The following is a 25,767-nucleotide window of genomic DNA, read 5'->3' on the forward strand; positions in this document are numbered from 1 at the left end:
CCCGCGTGCTCAGTGTTGCCCAGCGATCAATGACGTCGCCGCGGCGACGACCACGAATCCGTGTCGTCGTCGGCGGTATCGTCCTCGTCGTCATCGTCGACGCGCGGTTGTTGCTCGTCGTCGATGTCGTGGCCCGAATTCGGACCGCCGGTAAGCTCCCGCTGCAAGGCGGCGAGGTCGGTGTTCGGGGAGTGATACTTCAACTCCCGCGCCACCTTCGTCTGCTTGGCCTTGGCTCGGCCGCGCCCCATGGCTCGACCCCCTCGCACAGAATTCGGGGCAGCCCGAAGGCGGGCCCCGATGACGTCAGGCATCTCTCGTGGCTCTTACGGTACATGGGCGAGGCGACGTTCGGCACCTCGGGTAGCGCACGTTGCCCCTCGCGCGTCGTTAAAAGCCCCGGCGCGGCAGAAGAATCCCCCGAAGCCGCCCGACTTCGGCCATTCGGCGCTCGGCCAGCCGGTCCGCCGCGACCGCCGGCGGCACGCCGTCCGCCTCCGCGAGGCGCAGGATCTTCTTCGTCGTGTCGTAGATCTTGCTTGCCCGGAGCTTCGCGCGCTCGAAATTGAAGCCCTCGATCTCGTCGGCCACCTGGATCACGCCACCGGAGTTGACCAGGTAGTCGGGCGCGTACAGGATCCCGCGCTCCTCCAGCAGCTTCTCGACGCCCGGGTGTGCCAGCTGATTGTTCGCCGCGCCCACGACGGCCTTGGCGCGCAGTCGCGCCACCGACTCGTCGTTCAACGCGCCACCCAGCGCACAGGGCGCGTAGACGTCCAGGTCCGAGGTGATCAGCGTGTCCGTGTCAGAAACCAGATCCACCTGGGGGTACGTCGTGCGCGCCCACTCCAGCGACACCGCACTGACGTCCGTGGCGACCACCGACGCGCCGTCCTCGATCAGATGCCCCACCAGATACTTGCCGACCTACGCCCGCAGCAGCGCCTCGCTCTTCAGCTGCTCGGGGTCGCCCCAGATGACCGCCTTGCCACCGCCGAGGTCCAGTCCGGCCAGTGCGTTCTTGTAGGCCATCGCGCGTGAGAGGTTGAGCACATCCTCGACCGCGGACGCCTCGTCCGGATACGGGAAGAAGCGGGTTCCACCGAGCGCGGGGCCCAGTGCGGTCGAGTAGATGCCGATGACTGCTTTCAGTCCGGACTGCTTGTCCTGACAGAAGACGACCTGTTCATGACCGGTCAGTCCCTGGTCGTCGACGTTGGCGAAGAAGGACATCTCTGCTCCCTGACGGTAGCGGCGCCCTTGTGGGGCGGGTAGGACGTAGGCAGGTTTGTCGGTGCCTCTACAAACCCTAGGACTTCGGCGTTGGAGTGGGCGATAAGTACCGTGATCGGAGATGCTGTGGGCGAGCTCTTCACCGCGGCGTGGAAGGATCGGGCCGTGTCGTCACTGTTCGCGTCGTACCTGCGGGTCTACGAGCCCTTGACCGCTTTCGACCGGGAACGTCAGCTCTTCTGGCGGCGGTACGCGCGGGAGGGCCGGGCGATCACGACCGGCGACGGCCCCGGGCGGCAGCGCACCGCGGTCCTGGAGGCGCTCGGCGCCGGCTGGACCCGGCTGCCCGACCTCCCCGACGAGGCCTACGTGCTGGAGGACGAGGACACGATCCTGGTCTGTCCGTGGAACCTGAAGCTCCGGGTCGCCGAGGCCGCGCTCTCCGCCCGTGACGGCGTCCCTGCCGTCCTCGCGGACGCGTTCGTGCCGCCGATCCTGGCGGGCCAGGCCAAGGCCGTGGTGGACGACTGGCGCAGCGGCGCACGGGTGCTGGAGCAGGGCGTGCCGCGCGTGCACGAGCAGGCCTCCACGTGGGGCGTGCCGCTGCGCTGGTTCGTCTTCGTGGACCAGAGCGAGCGCGAGCTGGTGACCGGCCCCCGCGGCCGCCGGAGCCTGCGCTTCCGCACCGACATCTCCAAGGCCCGCCGGCGTGCCCACCGCGGCGTGTCGGTGCTGCGCAAGACCGTGGGCGACGCGCCGATCACCGAGGCGGTGGAGGAGGGCGCACGGTGGCTGGAGGAGTTCCACCCGCGCTCGGTGGTGGAGCTGGACTACGGCGGCCTGGTGAATCTGCTGCCGGACGATCAGCTGGAGGGTGACGATTCGCCGTCGCTGGTCGCGGCCGGCCTCGCCGGTCTGGCGAACGGTGATTCCGAGGGCGCCACCGAGGCGTACGAGAAGCTCGTCGCGCGGTGGCGGGCGGTCCAGCTTCTGGAGCGATGTAACTGAGAGCGACGATTTAGACGGCCGCGGGGCGTGACGACACGCCTACCCGCGGCCGTCTTCTTGTAGGGGTAGCCCTCGATCGACTGGCGCCGGATCGATATGTCATGCAAATGGTGAACATTGCGGGTCGAATCGGACCATGGACGCGCTCCCATGGAGGGCTAGACTCGTGAGTAGTCAGCTACCAAGCGTGACTTAGCGTCCAAATAAGTAGGTATTGGGCGTACAAAATCGCAATAAATCGGTCATGGCTCATCCGTCCATCCAGGGACGTTGGTCCGTTCGGCCCATGTCGGACATCGGGGACTAGCCGGACCATGAAAGACGCGTCGGCCGGCGGGACCCCGGCCGATGTCTTTAGGTATCTGTGGAGGAGTGACCGATGGCATCGCGTACGCACGAACCAGAGCCGCTACTCACGCCGGCCGAGGTCGCGTCGATGTTCCGTGTCGACCCGAAGACCGTGACCCGGTGGGCGAAGGCGGGCAAACTCAGCGCTATACGGACGCTGGGTGGCCACCGACGCTACCGTGAGTCTGAGGTTCGCGCCCTGCTGCAGGGGCAAATCCCCACGCAGCGTCAGGGTGACTGACGGACAGCTCTTCACGACCCGCCGGTAGGTAGTGCCAGGGCGGAGGGAATCACGGACTTTCCGTGTGCTCCTCCGCCTTCGCTCTGTCTGCGGGAGGGCGAAGACTCTGATCGGTTCTCTCTTCGGTTGTGGCTCGCTGACCTTACATACGCAATCGGTCTCCGAACGGCTCAACGCGCGGCGGGCGAAATCGTTGTCTCCCATCTGACAGGCTTCCGGGCGTGAACAACGAACAGATCGTGCCGAGGCCGCGTGTCGGCGACGTGTTCGGCGAGCTGCTCCGCGACGCCTACGCGATCCGGACCGGCGTCGGTCCGCGCCCGCTGGCCGGCGGCCGCGTGCCACGCCCGGTCATCGAGATCATCGAGCGCGAGGACGGCCTGATCAACGGCGCCCCCGCGGACCAGTACCTGGCCGGGCCGGACGAGTGGCAGCCGCACGACCATCGGGCGCTGAGCCGGGTGCGCGGCCGGGCGCTGGACATCGGTACCGGCGGCGGCCGGATCGCGCTGGCGCTGCAGGAGGCCGGCACGCCGGTGACCGGGCTGGACGTCTCGCCCGGCGCGATCCGGGTCTCCCGCCGTCGCGGCCTGCGCGACACGGTGCTGGCCACGGTCGACGAGCACGCGCACGAGGGCGTCCGCTACGACACGTTCCTGCTGCTCGGCAACAACCTCGGGCTGCTGGAGGGCCATCACCGGGCCACCGCGTTCCTGGACGCGCTGGCCGCCATGGCCGCGCCCGGCGCGCAGGTGATCGCGCACGGCACCGACCCCTACGGCACCACGGATCCGGTGCACGTCGGCTACCACGAGCTCAACCGGTCGCGCGGGCGTCTGGGCGGGCAGTTGCGGCTGCGGCTGCGTTACCGCGAGCTGACCACGGACTGGTTCGACTACCTGGTCTGTTCCGTCGATGAGCTGCGCACGCTGGTGGCCGGCTCGCGGTGGCGGCTCACCGATGTGGACGATGCCGACCGTCCGTACTATCTCGCCACACTGACGCTGCAAGGCTGACAGAACAGCCGGAATCGCTCGGCCACTCGGCCGCTCCGAAAGAAAAAGTCGACAAATCGGCCCACCTGCTCGGACGATCCGTGAGAAGAGCGCCACGAATCGTTACCGCAACCGCTAGCGTCTATGTGTGGGTATGTGGCGTCGGCTGCTGCGTAACGGGCTCGGCAGCGGCTCCATCGTGCTCGTGCTCGGTCTGCTCGCGTTCGGCCTGCCCGCCTTCGACCGGTCGCTGGACTCCACCCAGGCGGTGCCCGCGGGCGTCCCCTACGACGTCGGCGGTGGCGTGACCGTGATCCCGCCGCCCGGCGCGCTGCTGGACCTCACCCAGACGCGTCCGGGCGACGATCGCGGCTCCGTGCTCTTCCTGGTCGGCCCGATCCGCTACGCCGTGGTCGTCCAGCCGTTCGACGGCGGGCTGACCGACGCGGCCGACAAGCTCCGCCGGAAGATCGTCGCGAACCGGGGCTACCAGGTCGTCGGCCGGGAGGCGGACATCGACACCGCCAACGGCGAGCTGCGCGGTCTGGCCGGCGGCTACAGCGCGCCGGGCCGCGGCGGTCGTTACGCGGTCTTCCTGGCCGGCGAACGCTCCATCGAGGTCACCGTGAGCGGCACCGACCCGCAGCTGTCCGCGGCCCGCCCCGCGATCGACGCCTCCACACGATCAATAACCTTCCGGGGTACGGAGTGAGCGCGATCCCCGGCGACGGCGGCAACGAGGTGCTGCCCACGCCGGAGGGCGCGCTGAGCCGCGGCGCGCTGCTGATGCCCGCGTTCTGGGTGCTCACGCTGCTACTCGCGGTCGGCATGGTGCGGATGGCGGTGTTCCTGCGTGAGTCGATCACGGTCTACCCGGTCGCCACCGTGGTCGCGGTCGCGCTGTTCGCGCTCTACGCCGTACCCTTCTGGATCTTCGTGGGTGGTCTGGACTTCATGGAGCGGGAGCCGCCCACGCTCCTGGTCACCGCGTTCGCCTGGGGCGCGCTGGTGGCCACCGCCGTGGCGATCCCCGGCTCCGGCGCGCTGCACAACGTGCTGGCCAAGCTGATCTCGCCGGAGTTCGCCACCGCCTGGGGCGCCGCGATAGTCGGGCCGACCGTCGAGGAGACCGTCAAGGTGCTCGGCGTCTTCGCGATCGTGCTGGTCGCGGGCGCGCAGGTGAACAGCCCGCTGGACGGCGTGGTCTACGGCGCGATGGTCGGTCTCGGCTTCCAGGTCGCGGAGGACGTGGTCTTCGCCGTCAACGCGGTCGCGGTGGAGGGCCAGGGCGACCGCGTCTCGCCGGTCGTGATCACGTTCTTCCTGCGCGGCTTCCTGGCCGGGCTCTGGAGCCACACGCTCTTCGGCGCGCTGGCCGGGTTCGGCGTCGGCTACCTGGTGGTGCGCACGGACCGTCGGCTGTCGTGGCGGATCGGCGTCGCCGCGCTCGCGTTCACCGGCTCCTGGGCCTGCCACTTCCTGTGGAACACGCCGATCCTGCTGGACGGGCCGGTGGAGGGCGCGCTCGGCGTGCTGCTGATCCTGGTGGTCAAGGGCATCCCGCCGCTGCTGCTGATCGCCTACGTGGTCCGCCGCGCCCACGAACGCGAGGCCGAGTACTACGTGGCACAGCTGGCCCGCCTGAACGACCCGGAGATCGCCACCGAGGCGGAGCTGCGCGCGCTCGGCTCCGGCACCCGCCGGGCCGCCGCCCGCGAGCACGCCCACGGCCGGGCCGGCATGCGCGGCCGGCACGCCGTGCGGAAGCTGCAGCGCGCCCAGGCTCACCTGGCCGTCTCGCTGAGCCGGGCGAACGGCGACGGCGAGACCGCGGCGGTGGCCCGTTTCTCCCGCGAGGTGCGCGCACAGCGGGCGCGCCTGGTCCGCCTGGGCCATCCGGAGGCCAGGGCTCCCGAAGAGAAAGGCGGCACCGTGCGCAGCGTCTTCACGCTGGCCGGTGCCGCCGGAATCGTCATGATGGTGGTCTGGGCCGCCATCTCCGCCCTGGGCGGGCGGTAAAGCCTCAGACGGTGGGCGGGTGGCCCCCGTCGCCGTCCACGACGGCGTCGGGCGTGCCGTCCTCGTCGAGGTCGACCATGGTGATGTCGACCTTGCCGTCGCCGTCGGTGTCGAACTGGAAGAGGTCGGCCTTGCCGTCCCCGTCGGTGTCGGCCACCCAGACGTCGGGCCGGCCGTCCCCGTCGGTGTCGGCGGCGAGCAGGTCGACCCGGTCGTCACCGCGCGTCTCGACGGTTTCCTGCGGCTCGGTCATGGCGGGCATCCTTCCCGAAGGCGTTCGAGGGTGCGCTGAATCGTGAGGGTGCAGCGCTGGTTCACCGTAGGGCCGATCGCGCGCCTCGCGCGACCCGCGTGCGGAGAAAATCCTCCGTTCCCACACGGGTCGTCTACTACCCAGCGTCGGCGCCCGCCAGTCACTCGCTTACGGCCGGATTCAGCCGGCCGCGTACGGGTTGACCGGGGTGTTCGGGCCGACCGGGATCACGATCTCGTCGGCGTTGCCGTCGAAGTCGGTGTCACGGACGGAGTAGTCGACCTCGCCGTCGTAGTCCTCGTCGACCTCGACCACGTCGGGCGAGCCGTCGTGGTTCGTGTCGCTCATGAAGACGTCCGCCACGCCGTCGGCGTTGGTGTCCTGCACGCCCGCGTCGATCACGCCGTCGTCGTCGACGTCGTACAGCTCGGTGTCGATCCGGCCGTCGCCGTCGGTGTCGGCGGAGATGACGTCCGCGTTGCCGTCGCTGTCGAGGTCCGACACGACCAGGTCGGCGAAGCCGTCGCCGTCGGTGTCCATGTAGACGTTGGTCTCGCCGGTCAGCGTCTGCTCGACGAGCAGGACGCCGTCCTCACCCGAGGTGAGGTCCGAGTCGGTGTCGATCGGGGCCGCGGCGTGCGGGTCGTCCAGGCCGGTGTCGTTCAGGCCCAGGCCCTCGTCGGCCGTGGTGTCAACGTCGGTGGGGAGGTCGTCGGGGGTGAATTCGCTGCTCATGTCCGTGGTATCCCTTCGCGGCTACTCAATTTCGCTGCACCTCGCGGCTGCTGAGAAGAACTTACGAGGTCGCGCCGCGAAGGGACATCCCGGAAATGTGCCACCCCTGACCTGGCCCAACGGTCAGTGTTTGAACTCGACCCCGGCGGACATCAGCGCCTTGATCACGTCGGCGGACTCGGCGAACCCGATCAAGACCAGCGCGTCCGGTTTGAACGATTTGATCTCTTCGGCCCCGGCGGCGAAGTCGACGTTGCCGGCCTCGTCCTTCGGCTGGTCGTAGGTGAGTGCCAGCAGGTTGTCGCCGGAGACGCCGGAGCGGTCCAGCGCGGCCCGAAGGTTCTCCTCGAGGCCGCTGCCGTACTCGTCGTTGCGCGCCACGATCGCGATCCGCTTCGGCCCGTCCCGCAGGATCACGTCGCCGAGCGCAGCGCCCTGCATGACGTCGGACGGCGCGGTGCGGAAGTAGAGACCGCCGTCGTCCGCGCCGGTGAGGCTGGACGCGGTGTTGCACGGCGAGAAGAGGACCAGGCCGGCGGCCTTGACCTGCGGCAGCACGGCGGTGGAGATGCCGGACGCGCCCGCGCCCAGGATCACGTGCACGCCGTCCTTCACGTGCGACTCGACGGTCGCCTTCGCGACCTCGGCGCTGGTGCCGTCGTCGCCCTCGACGAAGACCACGTCCTCACCGAGCACGCCACCGGCCGCGTTGACCTCCTTGATGGCGAGCGCGGCGCCGGCGGCCATGGGCGGGTAGGCACCCTTCAGGTCACCGGTCTTCGGCAGCAGCCCGCCGATCTTCAGCGGCGCGCCGGTGCTGGCCGGGGTGGTGCCGCGCGTGCCGGGCTGCACGGACTTGGTGGAGGTCTGCGTCTCGTCACCGGCGCCGACGAACTCCATCTTGCCCTCGTCCAGCTGGTCCTGGCCGTCGAAGTGCAGCGTGGCGTAGCTGGCCACGGACGGCTCGCCCGCGTCGGTGAAACCGCCGCTGCGCATGGAGACGCCGCGGTACGCCAGGTCCTTGCCGGCCTTGGCCAGCGCGAGGCAGGTCTTCGCGGTGTCGCACGGGGTGCCGCCGGTGGGTATGCCGATCAACTGCTCCGCGATCGCGGTCGGCTTGGTCGACCCGGCGAGCTCGGCGGCGAACGCGCTCATCAGCACCGCGTCGTAGGTCTCTCCGGAGTAGACATAGTCCGCCAGGTCCGGGGAGACACCCTTGAGGCGGTCCTTGAAGTCGTCGGTGAGCGGGGTCATGGGCGTGGTGCCCTTCATGCCCCTCAGCGTGCCCGGCTGATCGAACTCATCACCGAAAGAACTGATCATGTTACCGTCTGTGCCGTACAGCTGAACCGGTCCGGCAGCCACGCCACTCTCCGAGGATCCCTCGGTCGAGCCGCACGCCGAGACTCCCGCAAGCAGAGCCGCGCAGGCAGCGGCGATGGCCGTGCCACGTCGGATGTGCATTTGGAGTTCCTCCTCCCAAGGGTCGCCGTGCGCACATTAGCGCGCTTTAGCCGCTTTGCCGATGACGCTGAGAGCACAATCCAACTCAGCAGTAACGTCACTGATGGTGAGGGTTGCCATGTCTGATCTTGTCGATGGATACGCCGATCAGGGCGAGCTGGTTCGCCTGATGGGGATAACGATCTCAGAGGTGTCCGCCGATCGTGTGATCGGGACCATGCGCGTCCAGGGCAACACCCAGCCGTTTGGCCTGCTCCACGGCGGGGCGTCCTGCGTGCTCGCGGAGACGCTGGGCTCTTTGGGGGCCATGCGACATGGGCTTTCGGTCGGCCGGCCCGCCGCCGTGGGCGTGGACATCAATGCCACCCACCACAAGGGGGTACGGGACGGGACCGTCACCGGCGTCGCTACCCCGATCTTCCGGGGTGTGTCCATAGCAACTTATGAGATCATTATCACTGACGAGTCCGGTGACCGTGTGTGCACGGCGCGTATCACCTGTCAGCTGCGTCGTCCCTGATCACCGTAGTTGCGCATCTTTGAGACCTCCTTAAGCAAATGTGCCGTCCTGGGGCATCTCTGTCCGAAGCCTTGACCCTTCGACATAGGCTTCCGGACGTGACGGACCTTCCCTCGGAGTCGCTTGATGACGCGGCGCAGGTGCTTCACCTGGCGCTGGCGGGTGACAGTGATGCGGTGGTCACCACGTTCGACGCGGTGGTCGACCGGGACGGTGTCGTCGGGGCGTACAACCTGGCCTGGTGCCTCGCCGCGGCCATGGTCGGCGTGGATGTCCCCGCTGGAGCATGGACATTGGACTTCCCCGGCATCGACCAGGCGAATTACGACGCCCGCTGGGTGGCCCGGTTCGTCAGTGCGTATGCGAACTCGGACATGCCCACCGGTGAGGCGCTCTTCGGCGCCGCGCTCGCGGACGGCCAGCTGCCGGACTGCCTGCTGACGCTGGCCGGCTCCGCGGTCGCCACGCTCAAGCGGCGCGCGGACTGACCGTTCCACATGTCCGACCAGATCCTGTCGAAGGTCCGCAAGCTGCTGGCGAAGGCCGAGGACCCGGCGTGCACGCCGGCCGAGGCGGAGGCGTTCACGGCCAAGGCCGCGGACCTGATCGCGAAGTACGGCGTCGACCGTGCGCTGCTGGCCGCCCGCGAGCCCGGCACCGACCTGGTGGGTGACCGCGTGGTGGTGCTGCTCGCGCCGTACGCGCTGGACAAGGCGGGTCTGCTGGCGGGCGTGGCCGGCGCGCTGCGCTGCCGTTCCGTGCGCCGTCGCGAGCGCGACACGTGGACCATGCACCTCTTCGGCTTCGGCAGCGACCTGGAGCGCGCCGAACTGCTCTACACGTCGCTGCTGGTCCAAGCCGCGCACGGGATGGCGGCCGCCCCGGTGCCGCCCTGGGAGAACGCGGCCGCGTTCCGCCGGTCCTGGCTGGCCGGGTTCGCCTCCGCGGTCTCGGGCCGGCTCCGGCAGGCGGAGGCGTCGGCGGCCGCGGCGGCGGGCACGTCGACGGACCTGGTGCTGGTGGACCGCTCGGACCGGGTCGAGGCGCGCGTGTCGGAGAGCTATCCGCAGCTGCGGACCGCGAGCCGGCGACGGCTGGCCGGTGGTGGTCTGCGTCAGGGATATGTCGCCGGGACCCGGGCGGACCTGGGCGGCGCCGCGTCGATCGCGGACTGAGCGAGCCCTACCGCAGCCAGTGCCCATATTATGGGAAATCGGGTTATTTTACCCCTTTCAGGGTCGGTCGAACGCTCACGCCTGCCTGCCGTCCGGCGCGTAGGCAAGGACGTTAATTGTCCGTTTAGATCTGTTTCCTTAGGGTCTCCGGTATGCCCGCTAGGAGAGGATTGTGGGCATAGGGGAGCGGCCGCACGCCGTACCCACGCTGGATCTTGATCTTTTGACCGGGGGAGCGGGAACGTGCCGGAGACTGGGCCTGCCAACGCGTACAAACGGCTGGTCGAGAGCCGGGTCTGGCAGGAACAACGCATGCCGGCTGTGGTGCTCGCGGCCACCGGCCTGATGGCGATCGTGGGCATGGGCAGCGTCGCGGTGGCGGCCTCGGGCTGGACCACCACCACCGAGGTGAGCGTGGACGGCGTGACCATGACGCCCAGCGCGGCCGCGCCGCAGATCGGGGTGGCCGTGCAGACCACCATCGGGCCGGACGGGCGGCCGGTCGCGACCGTGATGCTCTCGCCGGTCCCGGGCACGCCGCAGGCGGTCACGCCGGTGCCGGTCGCATCGATCAGCGGTACGCCGGTGCCGGTCGCGTTCATCAGCGGCACACCGATCGTGATCCTCCCGGCGCCCGGCACGCCCGCGCCGGTCCCGTCGCCCGTGCTCGCCCCGGTCTCGGAGACGCCGACCGCGGCCCCGTCTGTTTCGCCACCGCCGCCGGTAGAGACGACCGCGTCGCCGGCGGAGTCACCGTCGCCGGTGACCGAGGCGACGAGCGCGCCGGTCCCCACACCCGTTCCATAGAGGAGAGTCATGGGTAGCACCGACAAGCGGATGGTGCTGGTGGCGGCCGGGCTGGCGGTGTCGGCCGTGCTGACCGGTGGGATCGCGTACGCGGCGTTCAACACCACGGTGTCCAGCGGGTCGATCACCGGGTCCGCGCAGAGCCTGCGGCCGCTGGAGGTCGGCACGCCGGCCACGGACTACGCGGGTGAGGAGACCGGGCTCTGGCCGGGCGACAAGCACGCGGCCGACATCGTCATCCCGGTCCGCAACGACAACGAGATCGCGGTGCAGGTCTCGAACAACAGCATCACGAACGCGGAACTCCGGTTCGCGGACGACGGTGTGCAGGACGCGTGCGGGCGGTTCCTGATCGCGGACGTGCCGGTCTCGATCACGGACGGCGCGGAGTTCGACAGCGTGGTCATCCCGGCCGGTGCGGACCGGACGATCCGGCTGATCGGCGCGGTGGCGCTGAGCGGGGACGCGGGCGACCGCTGCCAGGGCGCGCCGTTCACGAGCAGCTGGAAGGTCAAGGCGACCACGCTCTGACCCACGGCCGGTGATCAAGGCGTCCTTCACGTCGTTCTCACGGCGTGAAGGACGCCTTGATCATGGTCAGTCCAGGAGTCCGCCGATCCGGCTGGGGACGGAGAGCACCCATTTGGCGCCGCGGTCCGCGTACTGGCCGAGCGGGCCCGGGGTGTTGCTGGCGAGCGCCCCGAGCACCGCGACCAGGACGACCGCCAGCCAGAGGCGGCCCTTCAGATTGGCGATCACCGCCAGCAGGGCAACGACGACGATCACCGCGATTGCAGAGGCCATGTCCCTTTCTACCCTTTTTTCGGTATTTAAGGGCTGATGTCCTCTACCGGGTTGCGGGGACCGGGGAGGGGGCGGCGGGCGGCGGCGACCCGGTGCTGCCGGCAGGAGCGGGTTTCGCGGGCTGGATCTCGGGGGCGACGAAGTCCGGTGGAATGGGCTGGGTCATGGCGAGCTCCCTGGATGCTGTCCGAGCGGCGATCCGTAGCACCAGTGTCCACTGCGTAGGGTCGTCCAGGGAGTGGTTTGGGCAAGAATCGCCTGATCAGGCCGGGTGCGTGTGTCCGGGAGGCCATCGCCCGCACCCGGATCGCCGGTGCCCCGGAGAATCTTTCGCCAGAGATTCCTCAGCCGCTCCGGCGGTCTACCGATACAGCAGGCACGGCAGGACGGAGCGCGACGGACGGGCAGGGCTGGTGCCCGTGACCGTCGATCCACCGCTCCCCCGGCGCTACCCGTGGAACACCCCCTTGTCCACGGGTAGCGCCCCGCCTCACCTCGGCCGGACCGTCACCGGAGCCAGACCGCCTCGTCGCCGTGGGACTCGAGCGGGGGCGGGTAACCGAGCTTCGCGAAGCCGTCCAGGCGCCAGGGCAGGTGGACCTCCGGGCCCTTGATGCCGGCAAGTTCCGGGACGTAGCGGCGGATGTAGTCGCCCTCCGAGTCGTACCGCTGCGCCTGTCTGATGGGGTTGAACTTGCGATGCGGGCGGGTGTCGTTGCCGGTGCCGGCGACCCACTGCCAGTTCCCCGAGTTGTTCGGCACGTCGCCGTCGATGAGCCACCGGAAGAACCAGGCGAGGCCGTCCCGCCAGTCCAGCCTCAGGTGCTTGGTGAGCAGCGCCGCGGTGATCAGCCGGGCCCGGTTGTGCATCCAGCCCTCGGCCTGCAGCTGCCGCATGCCCGCGTCGACGATCGGCACGCCGGTGTGCCCGCTCTGCCACGCCTCCAGCGCATGCGGGTCGTGGCGCCAGCCGGTGTCGCCGCGCTCGCGCATCGGTTTGCCGGAGATGTCCGGGAAGCCGGCCGTGACCTGGTAGTAGAAGTCGCGCCAGCAGAGCTGCCGGACGAACGCGGCGGCGCCGGGCCCGCCCTTCTTCCGGGCCGCGTTCGCCAGGGAGAGCGGGGAGAGACAACCGAAGCGGAGGTACGCGGAGAGCCGCGACGTGTCGTCGTCGGCCATCGCGTCGTGCTGGTCGTCGTACGCGTCGATGTGGGTCATCCAGGTCTTCAGCCGCCGACGCGCCTCGGTCTCGCCGCCCTCGGCCGCGTCCGGCGACTCGCCTGGCGGCGGGTCCGGCAGCTTCCCGCCGAGCGCGCCCGCATCCGGCGGCAGGCTGATCTTCCGGGGCGTGGCGACCTCGTCCCGCCACCCGGCCTGCTCCCACGCCCGGAAATACGGTGAGAAAACGCGATAGAACTCGCCGCCGCCGGGCTTGACCTCGCCGGGCGGCAGCACGGTCACGCCCGGGAGCAGGCGCAGCGACATGCGGTGCCGCTCCGCCTCCTCCCGCAGCCGGTCCTGCCGGCGCACGGCGAAGCGGCTCACGTCCGCGGAGAGCGCGATGCCCTCCGCCTCCGCCTTCTTCGCCACGGTGATCGTCTCGGCCACCGTGTCGCCGTGCCGGACGACCAGGTCCGCGCCGCGGTCCTTCAGGCTCGCCCGGAGGTCGGCGAGCGCCTGGTGGAGGAACCGGTCGCGGTTCGCGGAGCGGCCGAGCAGCGCCGGGTCCAGCACGAACAGCGGCACCACGTGCTCCGCGTTCGCGCAGGCGGCCGCGAGCGCGGGCTGATCGTGCACGCGCAGGTCGCGGGTGAAGAGCACGACGGCGGTCTTCATCGGCTGCCCGCCAGGATCGTCTCGCGGTCCAGGCGCGGGCCCGGGATCGGGACAGGCGTGCCGGACGGGGTGAGCAGCGCGCGGGCCGCCACGCCGGCCCGGCGACGGTTCGGCACGGTGGCGCGGCGGGTGAAGACGTCGTACCCGGCGGCCGCGACCTCGTCCAGGATGCCGCCGTAGAGCAGGAAGGCAGTGCGGATGCAGGCCTGGGACGCCGGGGCGAGCATGGTCACGCCGGCCGCCGCGGCCGCGTAGTGCTCCTGCGCGCGGGCGGTCTCGAACTCGATCAGCGCGGACACCTCCGGCGTGGACGAGCCGCGGGCCGCGCAGGCGTACAGGTCCGCCGCGGTCAGGCCGAACCGGGTCAGATCCTCCTCCGGCAGGTAGACGCGGCCGCGCTCCAGATCCTCGGCCACGTCCCGGATGAAGTTGGTCAGCTGGAACGCGAACCCGAGCTGCCGGGCCGGCTCGCGCGCGGCGGCCCGGTCGTCCGTGCCCAGGATCGGCAGCATCATCGTGCCGATCACGGCCGCGGAGCCCTCCATGTACGCCACCAGGTCGTCGTAGCCGGCGTACCGCGTGACGGTCAGGTCCATTGCCATGCTGCGCAGGAACGAGTCGAAGTCGGCCAGGTCCAGGTCGAAGACCGCGATCGTGTGCAGCACCGCCGGCAGCAGCGGGTCGTCGACCGGCTCGCCGCGCAGACCGGCCAGGAACCGGTCGGACCACTCGGTGAGCAGCTCGGCCCGGCGCTGCGGCGGCAGGCTCTCGGTGCGATCGACTATCTCGTCCGCGTGCCGGGTGAAGCCGTAGAGCGCGTGCACGTGGCGGCGCTTCCAGGCGGGCAGCAGCCGGGTCGCCAGGTAGTAGGTGCGGCCGTGTTCGCGGTGCAGCTCACGGCAGCGCGCGTAGCTCTCTGACAGGTCCATGCCGCTCCTGACGGTGAATCGACTCACGAATCGACGCAACTACCGATCCTAGGGTACCGTGCCTGGGGTGGCCAACGACACGCTCGCCCTGCATGCGCTCGGTATGCCGCCCGTACCCCACCAGGATCAATCACATGAACCCCCTGTGCCTGCCATGCCGCTGAACCTGATCGAGACCGTCGAGGGCACGCTCGCCGACTTCCTCGCACGGGAGATCGCGGCGCTGGATGAGATGGACCCGGCGCTCGGCGGCTTCGCCCGCACCGCGCGCGACTGCGTACTGGCCGGCGGCAAGCGCCTGCGCCCGACGTTCGCCTACTGGGGCTGGCGCGGCGCGGCCGGCCCGTCGGAGCGGAGGGTCGGCGCGGTGCTGCCCGCGTTCGCCGCGCTGGAGCTGCTGCACACGTTCGCGCTGGTGCACGACGACGTGATGGACGGCTCCGACACCCGGCGCGGCCACCCCACCGCGCACCGGCTGCTGGAGGCCCAGCACGTCGCGGCCGGACGGCGTGGCTCGCCGGCCCGGTTCGGCGAGGCCGCGGCCGTGCTGATCGGCGACCTCTGCCTGGTCTGGGCCGACCGGCTGCTCGGCGCCGCGGACGTGGGCGACGCCGTGCTGCTCGACACCCGGCGCTGCTACGACCAGATGCGAATAGAGACCATCGCCGGGCAGTACCTGGACATCCTGGGTGAGTCGGAGCCGGGCAGCTGGTCCGTGGCCCGCGCGCTGCGGGTCGCGCGGCACAAGACCGCGGCCTACACCGTGCTCCGGCCGCTCCACTTCGGACTCACGCTGGCCGGTCTCGGCCCGGCCGGGCGGTCCCGCGCGATCAAGGACGCCTACACGGGGTACGGCCTGGGCGTGGGTGAGGCGTTCCAGCTCCGCGACGACCTGCTCGGCGTCTACGGCGAGCCCGCCGTCACCGGCAAACCGGCCGGGGACGACCTGCTCGCCGGCAAACCGACCGCGCTGCTCATGCTGGCCCGCGAGATGGCCACGTCCGCGCAGCTGGCCGAGCTCGACCGCGAGCTGCGGACCGAGTCCGACGTCGCACACGCGGCGCGGGTGGTGGCGGAGACCGGCGCGCCGGAGCGGGTGGAGAAGATGATCGAGGAGCGGGTGGCCGCGGGCCTTCAGGCGTTGCGCCGCGCACCCATCGACGAGGCGACGCGCGACATGCTGACCGGGTTGGCCGTCACCGCGACCCAGCGCCAGGCATGATTGCCGTGCAGCAGAACGGAAGGACACGTATGCGTACGGTGAGCGGGGCCACGGATCACGTGGTGATCGTGGGCGCCGGGCTGGCCGGGCTCGCGACCGCGTTGCACCTGGCCGGGGCCGGTCGGCGCGTGACGATCCTGGAGCGCGAGCCGGTGCCGGGCGGGCGGGCCGGGCGGCTGGACGCCGAGGGCTACACGTTCGACACCGGGCCGACCGTGCTCACCATGCCGGAGCTGATCGCGGAACCGCTGGCCGCGGTCGGCGAGGAACTGTCCGACTGGGTCGAGCTGCACCCGCTGAACCCGGCGTACCGCGCGTTCTACCCGGACGGCTCGACCATGGACGTGATCGCGGACACGGTACGGATGGCCGGCGAGATCTCCCGCGTCTGCGGCCCGCGCGAGGCCGACGGATATCTGCGCTTCGTCGACTTCGCCCGCAACCTGTGGACGCTGGAACGCGACGACTTCATCGACCGCAACCTCGACTCCCCGCGCGACCTGGTCAACCTGGGCATGCTGAAACTGCTCGGCAGCGGCGCGATGCGGCGGCTCCAGTCGAAGGTCAACCAGTACTTCAAGGACCCGCGTACGCAGCGCGTCTTCTCGTTCCAGGCGATGTACGCCGGACTGGCCCCGCACGACGCGCTCGCGATCTACGCGGTCATCGCGTACCTGGACTCCGTGGCCGGCGTCTACTTCCCCAAGGGCGGCATCCACGCGGTGCCGCGCGGCATGGCGGCCGCGGCGGAGAAGCACGGCGTGGAGATCCGCTACAACACCACGGTGAGCCGGGTGGAGACCGCGAACGGCCGGGCCATCGCGGTGATCACCGCGGACGGGGACCGGGTCACCGCGGACGCGTTCGTGCTCAACCCGGACCTGCCGGTGGCGTACCGCGACCTGCTGCCCGGCACCGCGCCGCGCCGGAGGCTGAAGTACTCGCCGTCCTGCGTGGTGCTGCACGTCGGCTCCGACCGGGCCTACTCCAAGATCGCGCACCACAACATCCACTTCGGGCGGAGCTGGCGCGGCACGTTCGACGAGGTGATCAAGCGCGGCGAGCTGATGAGCGACCCGTCGCTGCTGGTCTGCAACCCGTCGCGGTCCGATCCGTCGGCCGCGCCCGAGGGCAGGCAGAGCTACTACATCCTGGCCCCGACGCCGAACCTGGAGACCGGCCCGCTGGACTGGCGCGGCGGCCTCGGCGGGCGGTACGCGGACCAGCTGCTGGCCACGCTGGAGGAGCGCGGATACATAGGCTTCCGGGACGGCGTGGAGGTCATGCGTACGATCACGCCCGCGGACTGGGCCGATCAGGGCATGGCCGCGGGCACACCGTTCGCGGCCGCGCACAACCTGTTCCAGACGGGACCGTTCCGGCCGGGCAACCTCCACCCCTCGATAGACAATGTCGTGTTCGCCGGCTCGGGCACCCAGCCCGGGGTCGGCGTACCGATGGTTCTGATCTCTGGAAAGCTGGCCGCCGCGCGGATCACCGGGAGCACCGCATGACCTCACGTGAGGAACACCTCGTGGAACTGGTCGGGGAGGACGGCAGTCCCCACGGCAGTGCCACGGTCGCCGACGCGCACGTCGCGCCCGGCCGGCTGCATCGCGCGTTCTCGGTGCTGCTCGTGGACGACGACGGCCGGATCCTGCTGCAGCAGCGGGCCGCCGTGAAGACGCGCTTCCCGCTGCGCTGGGCGAACGCGTGCTGCGGCCACCCGGAGCCGGGCGAGTCGCTCGCGGTCTCCGCGAACCGGCGGCTCGGCGAGGAGCTGGGCGCCGCACCGGTGGAGCTGACCGAGATCGGCGTGCACCTGTACTACGCGGAGGACCCGGCGACCGGGCGCGTCGAGCACGAGTACGACCACGTGCTGCTCGGCCGCTTCCCGGCCGGCGCCACGATCGCACCGGACCCGTCCGAGGTCGCCGCGCTGCGCTGGGTCGGCCCGGCCGAGCTGCGCGCGGAGCTGGACGGCGACGACCGCGCCTTCGCGCCGTGGTTCTCCGGCGTGGTGAAGCACCTGCTCGCGCTGGTCGAGGCCGAGACGCCGATATCAACCGCGGAGCGGTCGGGTGGGCGATGACGGCCTGACTGCAGGGGCGGTCGCGCACCGTCTGGGCATCGCGGTCACCACGCTGCGCACCTGGCATCAGCGGTACGGTCTCGGCCCGAGCCGCCACGAGAGCGGCCGGCACCGCCGCTACACCGAGGAGGATCTCGCCCGGCTGGAGGTGATGCGGCGGCTCACCGCGGACGGCATCCCCGCGGCCGAGGCGGCCCGGTTCGCGACGCGCGCGCCGGGCGTACCCCCTCAGGTTTTGGATCTTGATCCTGAGGCGCGGCACGGCGGCGGGCATGCCATTGCTCTCGGTTACGCCGCCCCCGCGGCGCGAGGCTTGGCGACCGCGGCCATGCGGCTCGACGCGCCCGCCATGCGCGAGCTGATCGCCGCCTCCATCACCGAGACCGGCGTCATCCAAACCTGGTCTGAGCTGCTGGTTCCGGTGCTCGTCGGGATAGGGGAGCGGTACGCGGCGACCGGCCGGTACGTCGAGGTCGAACACCTGCTGTCCCGCTGCGTGTCCGAGGCGCTGGGCGCGGTCACCCGGCCCGATGTCTACGGAGAGTCACCGCAGGTGCTGCTGGCCTGCGCGGACGAGGAACAGCACAGCCTGCCGCTGGAAGCGCTGGCCGCCGCACTCGCCGAGCACGGCGCGACCTGCCGGCTGCTCGGCGCGCGCGTGCCGACCATGGCGCTCACGGACGCGGTCGGCCGCACCGCGCCGGTCGCGGTGGTGATCTGGTCGCAGCTGCCCGCCACCGGCAGTGGAGATCAACTTCACAAGCTCATGTCCGGGGTACGCCACGCGATGCTGCTGATCGCGGCCGGCCCCGGCTGGGACCGCGCCGGGCTGCCGACCGGCACCGCCACGCCGCACTCGCTCGACGATGCGGTCCGCCTGGTGCTGCCGCTACTGACGCGGAGCGGAACCGGCGTAGAGCGCGTCGATCGCGTTGGTTGACCAGCCCGCCGCCGCGAGAAAATTCGTCGTCAGCACGCCCGGGTCGATCCCGGTCTCCCGGATCGACTCCAGGTCGCCGCTCTCGTAGGCGCGCACGGTCCGCAACACCCGCCCCAGCCCGCCGACCTGGTCGGACAGCGCCGCCGACACCTCCGGGGAGAGCGGCAGCTGCCCGGCCAGCTCGTCGGACGACACGTCGATCAGGTCCGCCACCCGGTCCAGCAGGCCCACGGTGAACGCGGCGTCCGTCGGCTGATGCAGCTCCGCGGCCACCAGCTGGCACATGCGGGCGCGGGAGAGCGCGGCGTCCACCGGCCCCTCGGTCGAGTCGAACACGTCGCTGAGGGCCATCAGGGCCACCCACTGGCGCACCTGCGCGATCCCGAGCATCACCACCGCCTCGTGCACGGAGGAGACCCGGTTCGTGACTCCCGACGCCACCGAGTTGCTGGCCCGCAACAGCCGGAACGAGAGCGCCGGGTCCTGGGTCACCAGCGACACGACCTCCTCGATCTCCACGTCCTGCTTGAGCAGCGCGGCCATCAGCTGGATCCGGCTGAACTTGGACGGCGAGAGCGCCTGCGCGGACAGCACCTGCGGGCGGCCCAGCAGATAACCCTGGAGGAGCTGGCAGCCCAGCTCCTCGGAGAGCGCCAGGTGCTCCTCGGTCTCGACCTTCTCACCCAGGAGCGTGATGTCCGGGTACGCCCGGCAGGCCTCGGCGATCCGGTGCAGGTCTTCCTTGCCGGTGTTGAGGATGTCGAGCTTCACGTAGTCGGCCAGGCCCATCAGGCGCTCGTGGCCGGTGCCGAGCAGGAAGTCGTCGAGCGCGATCGCGTACCCCTGCTCGACCCGTCGTTCCACGCCCGCGACCAGTTCGTCGTCGACCACGATGGTCTCCAGGACCTCCAGCACCGACTGCCCCGGACCGAACGGCAGCGGCAGCTCGTCGGTGAGAAACTCCCTGGTCATATTGATGAAGCAGAGGCGGTCGCCGGCGATCTCGGACAGGCCGAACTCGGTGAACGCGTTCACGATGACCTGGCTGGTCGCGAAGCTGCCCGTGATGCCCGCACCCCCGCGGAACAGCAGCTCGTACCCGACCAGCCGCCGGTCCGTCGACCAGATCGGCTGTCGCCCGACGTGTACGGACTGCGCGAGATCGCCGTCTGCATCGGACTCATCGCTCATAGTGAGTATTCTGCCCCCTGTGAACCCTTTTTCCGGATATTTCCGGCGAGGGCGGCGCGCGGGGATACTGATTTGGAGGCGGGCCAAGGCATGACATATGCTTCTCATGCCTCCGGCGGGGCCGGTGAGAGCAAGACACCGCAAGCCAAAGCAAGCGCTCTGCAGAGCGTGTGCAATGATTGCGGAGCCGCCCTCATCGTCTAGTGGCCCAGGACGCCGCCCTTTCAAGGCGGTAGCACGGGTTCGAATCCCGTTGGGGGCACGTGCACCGGCCGAGCCGGGGCATTGTAAGGTTAGACCAGCAAGACAGCAAGGTCCTGTGGAGCAGTTGGAGTGCTCGCCGCCCTGTCAAGGCGGAGGTCGCGGGTTCAAGTCCCGTCAGGACCGCCACGCAGCAATCGCCGTGCGAAAGCGCGGCGTTCTGCGTTACGGCCAGGTAGCTCAGTTGGTACGAGCGTCCGACTGAAAATCGGAAGGTCGGCGGTTCGACCCCGCCCCTGGCCACATAGCCTTTCGCCGGGCTATCGAACGTCGACCAGCGGAAACGCAGGTCGACGTTTTTATTTTGCCCGCGAACTCATTGCACAACCGCGGCCGTCAGCAAATCGATGCCCGAGGTAATCGCGTCGGCATGGGAGAGGCGGGCGGCCTTGCCCGGCTTGTTGGCATAGCCGATCGCGGCGATTCCGGCGGCGTGGGCGGCCTCGATGTCGCTGGTGGAGTCGCCGATGAGGATGCACTCCTCGGGCCTGACATCCAGGGCGGTGAGGGCGGCGAGGACAGGCCCGGGGTTGGGCTTCATCCGGGTCGTGTCGGCAAAGGGCCGGCCGATGACCGGATCGATGTATTGCTGCAGCCGCTGGCCGGTGAGGTAGGCGCGGCAGGCGTCGGCGGAGTTGTTGGAGACGACGGCGAGGCGCTTTCCGGCCTGGTGGGCGGCCATGATGAACTCGCGCGCGTACGGTGTCGGCTCGGCACTGCGGACCGCGGTGAGTTCTGCGGCCGTCAACGCGTGGTCGATCGTCCGGGTCAGCGGGATGCGGCCGAGTCTGCCGGTCCAGCGCAGCACCTCCATCGGGTCCGGCTCGTCCGCGATGTTGCCGGGGAGACGGACGCCCTGATCGACGAGGATTTGCCGCAGCTCGGCGGCGATCATGGGCGCTGGGTGGTGGGCGAAGACGCTGCAAACCGGGCCGTCGAAGTCCAGAAGGATGACGCGGGCCTTGGCGAGCAGCGTGGCGTACTCCCGGGCGATGGGTCCCATCTCAGATCGGGGTGTCGAGGGTAGCGAAACTGTCGCAACGAACCGTTCGAGTGCGCTCGTCGACCCAATACGCGCAGGCGACTGCCTGGCCCTTGCCATTGTTCGAGTCGGGGACCTCGCCGAACCACAAGCCTGGTAACCCGGGTTCCCGGTGCATGCCGGCGTAAGGGTTGTCGTAGCGGGTGAAGATCCATGCGGAGACGAGAAGCCGCAGGTCGTCAGGCGGGTCCTCGACGGCGACCCAGATGTCGAACTTTTCGAGGAACTTGTCGAGGTGCCACGGTGCGGGATCAGCCGGCATTCAGGCGCGCCCGAATCTCCGCTATGCGTGCCTGAATCTCCTCGGGGCTGTCCGGGTGGGAGGGCTCGTTCAGGCGATCCGTGGCCCCGGCCAGCATCGCGGCCTTCTGCGCCGGGTCGAACTGCGGCCGGTGAAGCGCATCCTCGGCCGCCGCAGCGAGCCAGGCGGACATCTTGTTGCCGGCGGCCTCGCGGATGCGGGCGGCGAGCTCGTCGGAGACCTCGAAGCTCAGCGTCATCATGCGCCCAGCGTAACGCCGACGACGGGTATCAGGCGCTGCCGAACGTGAGCGTCGATGGTGGTGACCAGCTAACGGACGTGGCATAAGGAGCACTCCAGGTGAGGATTGCATGTTCTTGATCGATTATGTTGCTTGGATTGTCGGCCGTCGACCCGCGATCACTCGTTCGGGGCACGAGCGGGTCCCAACACGGTAGGCGGCGGTCGACTTAGTCGATTATGTCACCGACGGTCGACCCCGGCGAGAATGTGTGCTTCGTTCGTGTCGGTCTGAGTAGGGCACTCAGAGACGGCTGATCAGTCGATCAGTGCGTTCAGTACGTCGACGAGGTGGTCGACGCGGGTGAAGTCGGAGAGGTGGTGGGTGGTGTAGGCGAAGGAGTAGTGGCGGGTGGGGTGGGCGAAGGCGCACCCCCCGCCGATGCCGCCCATGCCCCAGCTGCCGTCCGGTTCCCGCTGCATGCCGAGGGTCCAGGTCACGTCGCGGTCCAGGACCAGGTCGAAGCCGGTGTACTGCGCGGACGTCGCCTCCGCCACCAGTGTGGGAGGGAAGAGGCCGGCACCGCCGGACAGCAGGTTGGCGTAGAGGCGGGCCAGGGCGGTGGCGGTGGTGTGCAGGTTGACGGCGGGGATCTCGGTGGTGCGCCAGAGCGGGCCGTTGATCACGTCGAGGTCGCGGGTGCCGGGCGGGGTGGACAGCGCCTTCCAGCGCCAGCTGCCCGGCGTGCCCAGTGAGGCCAGCGGCCAGGAAGGGTCCCCGTACTCCAGGTCGGCGCAGCGGGCGATCTGGGACGGGGTAAGGCCGAAGGCCAGGTCGAGGCCCCAGGGAAGGGCGATTTCGTCGCGGAGGAAGGCACCGAGTGTGCGGCCGTCGATGCGCTGGATCAGCTCGCCGAGCGGGTGGCCGTAGGTGAGCGCGAACTCGCCGGCGACCGTGCCGGGCTCCCAGGCGGGCGGGGCGGCGGCCAGCGAGGAGGCGAGCAGGTCCCAGTCGGCCAGGTCCGCGGGCACGAGGGGGCGCTGCCCATTGGTCGCGTTCGTAAGAGCGGCCCGATCGAGGTCCGCCGTTAAAGCGCCACCGGCGGCGGCGTGTGCCGGCGCGTCTCCTGCGGAGGCCGCGCCCGCCACGGCATCGTCGGAGCCGGCGAATGGATCAGCCGCGGGCACGGCATCCGGGAACGCGACAAGCCCGGCCGTGTGGTTCAGCAGCTGTCGTACCGTGATGGCGGTTTTTCCTGCCGTGCCGAAGGCCGGCCAGTGCCGGGCCACCGGATCGTCCAGATCTAGCTGGCCACGCGCCACCAGCAGCAGCACGCAGAGCGCGGCCACCGGCTTCCCCGCCGAATAGACGCCGACCAGCGTGTCCGCAGTCCACGGCACCGTGCGTGCGGCATCGCGCCAGCCGCCGTGCAGCTCGACCTCGATCCGCCCGTCGTGGATGACGGTCAGGGCGGCGCCGGTCTCCGCGCCGGAGGCCAGCAGGGAGGCGAACGCGCTGCGTACCGGCGTGAAGGCGGAGGAGGTGTGGCCGTGCAAGGGGACCATGGTGGGGAACGCTACAAGCACGCCATCAGGACGCCACGAGACGGCGGCGATCACGGGTGGCATGCTGGCGGGCATGGGGCAGCCGGAGCAGGTCGATGTGGTCGTTGTCGGGCTCGGTGTCGGCGGTGAGGAGGCGGGTGGCCGTCTGGCCGCTGCCGGTCTCAGCGTGGTCGGCATCGAGAGTCGCCTGGTGGGCGGTGAGTGTCCGTACTACGGGTGCATCCCGACCAAGATGATGATTCGCGCGGGGAACGCGCTGGTGGAGGCGCGCCGGGTGGCGCAGCTGGCCGGGCGTGCGACCGTGACGGCGGACTGGGCGCCGGTGGCGAAGCGGATCCGCGAGGAGGCGACCGACACCTGGAACGACAAGGTGGCGGTGGACCGGTTCACCAGCAAGGGCGGGCGGTTCGAGCGTGGCACCGCGCTGATCACCGGGCCGAACCGGGTGCGGGTCGGCCACAACGAGTACATCGCGCAGCGCGGCATCATCGTGGCGACCGGGACGACGCCGGCGGTGCCGCCGATCGACGGGCTGGCCGGCACTCCCTTCTGGACGAACCGGGAGGCGGTCGAGGTCGAGCAGCTGCCGCCGTCGCTGGTGATCCTGGGCGGCGGTGCGATCGGCGTCGAGTTCGCCCAGGTGTTCGCGCGCTTCGGCGTGCAGGTGACCGTCGTGGAGGGTGCCGACCGGCTGCTGGCGGCGGAGGAGCCGGAGGCCGGTGCGGTGGTGGAGACGGCCCTGCGGGCCGACAACGTCAACATCCACACGGGGGTACGGGCAGAGCACGTCGCCCACGACGGGGCCGGCTTCACGGTGACGCTGTCCGACGGCTCCCAGGTCTCGGCCGTGAAGCTGCTGGTGGCGCTGGGCCGCCGGGCGGTGCTGGGCGGGCTGGGCCTGGAGGAGGCCGGGGTGGACACGTCCGGCCGGTTCCTGGAGGTGGACGACCGGATGCGCGCGGGCGAGAACGTGTGGGCGATCGGCGACGTCACCGGCCGGGGCGGGTTCACGCACATGGCGATGTACCAGGCGGACATCGCGGTGCGGGACATTCTGGGCGAGGGCGGTCCGGGCGCGGACTACCGGGCGTTGTCGCGGGTGACGTTCACGGATCCGGAGGTCGGCGCCGTGGGCCTGACCGAGCGTCAGGCCCGGGAGCGCGGCCTGAACGTGCGGGTCGGTGTGGCGGACGTGTCCGCGTCGTCGCGCGGGTACGTGCACGGGCCGGGCAACGCGGGCGTGATCAAGGTGGTCGAGGACGTGGACCGGGGTGTGCTGGTCGGCGCCACGTCCGCGGGTGTGACCGGCGGCGAGGTGCTGAGCGGGCTGGCGGTCGCGGTGCACGGCGAGGTGCCGGTGGCGACGCTGCGGCACATGATCTACGCGTATCCGACGTTCCACCGGGCGATTTTGGACGCTGTCAAGGCTCTTGACTGATTCTGCCGTCTTGCTGACGCCGACTTTCCGTCAGACGACATATCTCGGTTCGGTTCTTTCGTAAATGGCCACGTAGCATTGCGTGCGTGACGAGACGACTGACCGAGGTGGCGAAGAAGGCCGGCGTCAGCGAGGCCACCGTCAGCCGCGTGCTGAACGGGCGGGAGGGCGTCTCCGAGGCGACCCGCACCGCGGTGCTGACCGCGCTGGACGTGCTGGGTTACGAACGCCCGACGAAACTGCGCGGCGAGCGTGCCCGGCTGGTCGGCCTGGTGCTGCCGGAGCTGCAGAATCCGATATTTCCGGCGCTGGCCGAGGCGGTGACCGGCGCGCTGGTGCAGCGCGGGTTCTCGCCGGTGCTGTGCGCGCGCACGATCGGCGGCGTCTCCGAGGTCGAGTTCCTGGACATGCTGCTGGAGCACCAGGTCTCCGGCATCATCTTCGCCGGCGGCAACTACGCGATGGCGGACGCGTCGCACGAGCACTACAAGAAGCTGACCGACCGCGGTCTGCCGGCCGTGCTGGTCAACGCGGGCGTGGACGGGCTGGGCTTCCCGCTGGTCTCCACGGATGACGCGGAGGCGGTCGAGCAGGGCCTCGCGCACCTGGTCTCGCTGGGCCACACCCGGGTCGGCGCGCTGCTCGGGCCCGCGGACCACGTGCCGTCGCGCCGGAAGCTGGCCGCGGCCGAGTCCGCGGTCGCGGCGCACGAGGGCCGGGTCCGGCTGGACGTGGAGCGGTCGAGCTTCTCCACCGAGGGTGGGCGCGCCGCCGCGGCGAAGCTGGTCAAGCAGGGCGTCACCGGCATTCTGTGTGCGAGCGACGTGCTGGCGCTGGGTGCGGTCCGGGCCGTGCGCCGGCTGGGGCTGCGGGTGCCGCAGGACGTGTCCGTGGTCGGGTTCGACGACTCCGCGCTGATGAACAGCGTGGATCCGCCGCTCACCACGGTGCGGCAGCCGATCGAGGCGATGGGGCAGTCCGCGGTGGAGCTGCTGGTGCAGCAGATCGACGGCGCGGAGATCTCCGTGGACGAGTTGCTCTTCGAGCCGGAGCTGGTGGTCCGGAGCTCGACCGCGCCGGTGCCGCGCGCCTGACCCGCCCCCGGAGCAGCCGCGACCGGCGCTGGAACGCCTGCGGCCAGCTGCGGAGCGTCCGGGACCACTCCTG

Annotated in this window: 29 protein-coding genes, 3 tRNA genes and 1 pseudogene; 19 read left to right on the forward strand and 14 right to left on the reverse strand. The window is 70.3% G+C overall.

From position 1 onward, the window contains the following. Positions 1 to 26: 26 nt before the first annotated feature. Together OP04_RS31300 and OP04_RS48660 are read right to left on the reverse strand one after the other, a co-directional pair. Complete coding sequence (locus OP04_RS31300) at positions 27 to 251, reverse strand: DUF3073 domain-containing protein (RefSeq protein WP_033343488.1); 225 nt, start codon at positions 249 to 251, stop codon at positions 27 to 29. A 139-nt stretch (positions 252 to 390) separates the two neighbouring features. Next, positions 391 to 1,233 (reverse strand): annotated as a pseudogene (locus OP04_RS48660) (Leu/Phe/Val dehydrogenase). Positions 1,234 to 1,398: 165 nt separating this feature from the next. Here OP04_RS48660 and OP04_RS31310 point away from each other — a divergent pair. The 5 genes from OP04_RS31310 to OP04_RS31330 all read left to right on the forward strand — a co-directional run bounded on the left by OP04_RS31310 (position 1,399) and on the right by OP04_RS31330 (position 5,844). After that, positions 1,399 to 2,241 carry a hypothetical protein gene (locus tag OP04_RS31310; protein ID WP_033343595.1) on the forward strand — a complete coding sequence of 281 codons (843 nt, stop codon included), beginning with the start codon at positions 1,399 to 1,401 and terminating at the stop codon, positions 2,239 to 2,241. 379 nt (positions 2,242 to 2,620) lie between these two features. Continuing rightward, positions 2,621 to 2,830, forward strand: coding sequence for a BldC family transcriptional regulator (locus OP04_RS52185; RefSeq protein ID WP_033343489.1), 210 nt, complete (start codon positions 2,621 to 2,623; stop codon positions 2,828 to 2,830). Positions 2,831 to 3,051: 221 nt separating this feature from the next. After that, the gene (locus tag OP04_RS31320) at positions 3,052 to 3,846 is read left to right on the forward strand and encodes a class I SAM-dependent methyltransferase (protein ID WP_232323804.1); all 795 of its coding nucleotides are present in this window, start codon (positions 3,052 to 3,054) and stop codon (positions 3,844 to 3,846) included. Between the two features lie 133 nt (positions 3,847 to 3,979). Then, positions 3,980 to 4,537: a hypothetical protein gene (locus OP04_RS31325; RefSeq protein ID WP_051799390.1), complete on the forward strand. Its 558-nt coding sequence runs from the start codon at positions 3,980 to 3,982 to the stop codon at positions 4,535 to 4,537. Beyond that, positions 4,534 to 5,844, forward strand: coding sequence for a PrsW family intramembrane metalloprotease (locus OP04_RS31330; protein ID WP_232323805.1), 1,311 nt, complete (start codon positions 4,534 to 4,536; stop codon positions 5,842 to 5,844). Before OP04_RS31325 ends, OP04_RS31330 begins: the two co-directional genes overlap by 4 nt. Before the next feature lie 4 nt (positions 5,845 to 5,848). Here OP04_RS31330 and OP04_RS31335 read toward each other — a convergent pair whose 3' ends face one another. From OP04_RS31335 to OP04_RS31345, 3 genes are all read right to left on the reverse strand, one after another. Beyond that, positions 5,849 to 6,097: a hypothetical protein gene (locus tag OP04_RS31335; RefSeq protein ID WP_033343490.1), complete on the reverse strand. Its 249-nt coding sequence runs from the start codon at positions 6,095 to 6,097 to the stop codon at positions 5,849 to 5,851. 180 nt (positions 6,098 to 6,277) lie between these two features. Then, positions 6,278 to 6,832, reverse strand: a complete 555-nt coding sequence (locus OP04_RS55935; protein ID WP_232323806.1) for a hypothetical protein — start codon at positions 6,830 to 6,832, stop codon at positions 6,278 to 6,280. Between the two features lie 123 nt (positions 6,833 to 6,955). Further along, positions 6,956 to 8,296, reverse strand: coding sequence for an ABC transporter substrate-binding protein (locus OP04_RS31345; RefSeq protein WP_033343491.1), 1,341 nt, complete (start codon positions 8,294 to 8,296; stop codon positions 6,956 to 6,958). A 118-nt stretch (positions 8,297 to 8,414) separates the two neighbouring features. Here OP04_RS31345 and OP04_RS31350 point away from each other — a divergent pair, with 118 nt between their 5' ends. The 5 genes from OP04_RS31350 (at position 8,415) to OP04_RS31370 (ending at position 11,329) form a co-directional block, all read left to right on the forward strand. Beyond that, a complete protein-coding gene (locus OP04_RS31350; RefSeq protein WP_051799411.1) occupies positions 8,415 to 8,816 on the forward strand; it encodes a PaaI family thioesterase in 402 nt (133 codons plus the stop codon). 98 nt (positions 8,817 to 8,914) lie between these two features. Continuing rightward, positions 8,915 to 9,304: a hypothetical protein gene (locus tag OP04_RS31355; protein ID WP_033343492.1), complete on the forward strand. Its 390-nt coding sequence runs from the start codon at positions 8,915 to 8,917 to the stop codon at positions 9,302 to 9,304. A gap of 9 nt (positions 9,305 to 9,313) precedes the next feature. Continuing rightward, positions 9,314 to 9,991 (forward strand): DUF2786 domain-containing protein, encoded by a 678-nt coding sequence (locus tag OP04_RS31360; protein WP_033343493.1) that lies wholly within the window; start codon positions 9,314 to 9,316, stop codon positions 9,989 to 9,991. A 243-nt stretch (positions 9,992 to 10,234) separates the two neighbouring features. Beyond that, on the forward strand, positions 10,235 to 10,798 hold the full coding sequence (locus tag OP04_RS31365; RefSeq protein WP_157240634.1) for a hypothetical protein: 564 nt from the start codon (positions 10,235 to 10,237) through the stop codon (positions 10,796 to 10,798). A gap of 9 nt (positions 10,799 to 10,807) precedes the next feature. Continuing rightward, the gene (locus tag OP04_RS31370) at positions 10,808 to 11,329 is read left to right on the forward strand and encodes a hypothetical protein (RefSeq protein WP_033343495.1); all 522 of its coding nucleotides are present in this window, start codon (positions 10,808 to 10,810) and stop codon (positions 11,327 to 11,329) included. A 66-nt stretch (positions 11,330 to 11,395) separates the two neighbouring features. Here OP04_RS31370 and OP04_RS31375 read toward each other — a convergent pair whose 3' ends face one another. From OP04_RS31375 to OP04_RS31385, 4 genes are all read right to left on the reverse strand, one after another. Next, the gene (locus tag OP04_RS31375) at positions 11,396 to 11,602 is read right to left on the reverse strand and encodes a hypothetical protein (protein ID WP_033343496.1); all 207 of its coding nucleotides are present in this window, start codon (positions 11,600 to 11,602) and stop codon (positions 11,396 to 11,398) included. 43 nt (positions 11,603 to 11,645) lie between these two features. Beyond that, the gene (locus OP04_RS56565; protein ID WP_269746720.1) at positions 11,646 to 11,768 is read right to left on the reverse strand and encodes a hypothetical protein; all 123 of its coding nucleotides are present in this window, start codon (positions 11,766 to 11,768) and stop codon (positions 11,646 to 11,648) included. Between the two features lie 341 nt (positions 11,769 to 12,109). Beyond that, a complete protein-coding gene (locus OP04_RS31380; RefSeq protein WP_033343497.1) occupies positions 12,110 to 13,438 on the reverse strand; it encodes a cryptochrome/photolyase family protein in 1,329 nt (442 codons plus the stop codon). Then, a complete protein-coding gene (locus OP04_RS31385; protein WP_033343498.1) occupies positions 13,435 to 14,367 on the reverse strand; it encodes a phytoene/squalene synthase family protein in 933 nt (310 codons plus the stop codon). The genes OP04_RS31380 and OP04_RS31385 overlap by 4 nt, the downstream gene beginning before the upstream one ends. 67 nt (positions 14,368 to 14,434) lie before the next feature. Here OP04_RS31385 and OP04_RS31390 point away from each other — a divergent pair, with 67 nt between their 5' ends. The 4 genes from OP04_RS31390 to OP04_RS31405 are packed head-to-tail and all read left to right on the forward strand — an operon-like array spanning position 14,435 to position 18,621. Beyond that, complete coding sequence (locus OP04_RS31390; RefSeq protein ID WP_033343499.1) at positions 14,435 to 15,589, forward strand: polyprenyl synthetase family protein; 1,155 nt, start codon at positions 14,435 to 14,437, stop codon at positions 15,587 to 15,589. A gap of 29 nt (positions 15,590 to 15,618) precedes the next feature. Next, on the forward strand, positions 15,619 to 17,103 hold the full coding sequence (gene crtI / locus OP04_RS31395) for a phytoene desaturase family protein (protein ID WP_033343500.1): 1,485 nt from the start codon (positions 15,619 to 15,621) through the stop codon (positions 17,101 to 17,103). After that, positions 17,100 to 17,681, forward strand: a complete 582-nt coding sequence (gene idi, locus OP04_RS31400) for an isopentenyl-diphosphate Delta-isomerase (protein WP_033343501.1) — start codon at positions 17,100 to 17,102, stop codon at positions 17,679 to 17,681. Before crtI ends, idi begins: the two co-directional genes overlap by 4 nt. Further along, positions 17,671 to 18,621: a MerR family transcriptional regulator gene (locus OP04_RS31405; protein ID WP_033343502.1), complete on the forward strand. Its 951-nt coding sequence runs from the start codon at positions 17,671 to 17,673 to the stop codon at positions 18,619 to 18,621. Before idi ends, OP04_RS31405 begins: the two co-directional genes overlap by 11 nt. On the opposite strand, the gene OP04_RS31410 is transcribed toward OP04_RS31405, so the two are convergent. Next, the gene (locus tag OP04_RS31410; protein WP_051799391.1) at positions 18,571 to 19,812 is read right to left on the reverse strand and encodes an EAL and HDOD domain-containing protein; all 1,242 of its coding nucleotides are present in this window, start codon (positions 19,810 to 19,812) and stop codon (positions 18,571 to 18,573) included. The two genes, OP04_RS31405 and OP04_RS31410, sit on opposite strands and share 51 nt — an antisense overlap. Positions 19,813 to 20,001: 189 nt before the next feature. On the opposite strand from OP04_RS31410, the gene OP04_RS31415 reads away from it, so the two are divergent. From OP04_RS31415 to OP04_RS31425, 3 genes are all read left to right on the forward strand, one after another. Beyond that, positions 20,002 to 20,074 (forward strand) — tRNA-Glu (locus tag OP04_RS31415). 51 nt (positions 20,075 to 20,125) lie between these two features. Further along, positions 20,126 to 20,202, forward strand: a tRNA-Asp gene (locus OP04_RS31420). Between the two features lie 40 nt (positions 20,203 to 20,242). Continuing rightward, positions 20,243 to 20,316: transfer RNA gene (locus OP04_RS31425), tRNA-Phe, on the forward strand. Between the two features lie 73 nt (positions 20,317 to 20,389). Here the strand turns inward: OP04_RS31425 and OP04_RS31430 are convergent. From OP04_RS31430 to OP04_RS31445, 4 genes are all read right to left on the reverse strand, one after another. Further along, positions 20,390 to 21,076, reverse strand: coding sequence for an HAD family hydrolase (locus tag OP04_RS31430; RefSeq protein WP_033343503.1), 687 nt, complete (start codon positions 21,074 to 21,076; stop codon positions 20,390 to 20,392). Position 21,077: 1 nt separating this feature from the next. Beyond that, positions 21,078 to 21,377 (reverse strand): hypothetical protein, encoded by a 300-nt coding sequence (locus tag OP04_RS31435; RefSeq protein WP_033343504.1) that lies wholly within the window; start codon positions 21,375 to 21,377, stop codon positions 21,078 to 21,080. Then, positions 21,367 to 21,618, reverse strand: coding sequence for a hypothetical protein (locus OP04_RS31440; protein ID WP_033343505.1), 252 nt, complete (start codon positions 21,616 to 21,618; stop codon positions 21,367 to 21,369). Before OP04_RS31440 ends, OP04_RS31435 begins: the two co-directional genes overlap by 11 nt. Positions 21,619 to 21,914: 296 nt before the next feature. Continuing rightward, positions 21,915 to 23,162 carry a serine hydrolase domain-containing protein gene (locus OP04_RS31445; RefSeq protein WP_035086939.1) on the reverse strand — a complete coding sequence of 416 codons (1,248 nt, stop codon included), beginning with the start codon at positions 23,160 to 23,162 and terminating at the stop codon, positions 21,915 to 21,917. A gap of 73 nt (positions 23,163 to 23,235) precedes the next feature. Between OP04_RS31445 and OP04_RS31450 the strand changes: the two genes are divergently transcribed. Next, positions 23,236 to 24,600, forward strand: coding sequence for a dihydrolipoyl dehydrogenase family protein (locus OP04_RS31450; protein WP_033343602.1), 1,365 nt, complete (start codon positions 23,236 to 23,238; stop codon positions 24,598 to 24,600). Positions 24,601 to 24,686: 86 nt separating this feature from the next. Next, positions 24,687 to 25,694: a LacI family DNA-binding transcriptional regulator gene (locus tag OP04_RS31455; RefSeq protein ID WP_033343507.1), complete on the forward strand. Its 1,008-nt coding sequence runs from the start codon at positions 24,687 to 24,689 to the stop codon at positions 25,692 to 25,694. Positions 25,695 to 25,767: the final 73 nt, after the last annotated feature.

This window comes from Catenuloplanes japonicus (assembly GCF_000717135.1).
Classification (GTDB): Bacteria; Actinomycetota; Actinomycetes; order Mycobacteriales; family Micromonosporaceae; genus Catenuloplanes; species Catenuloplanes japonicus.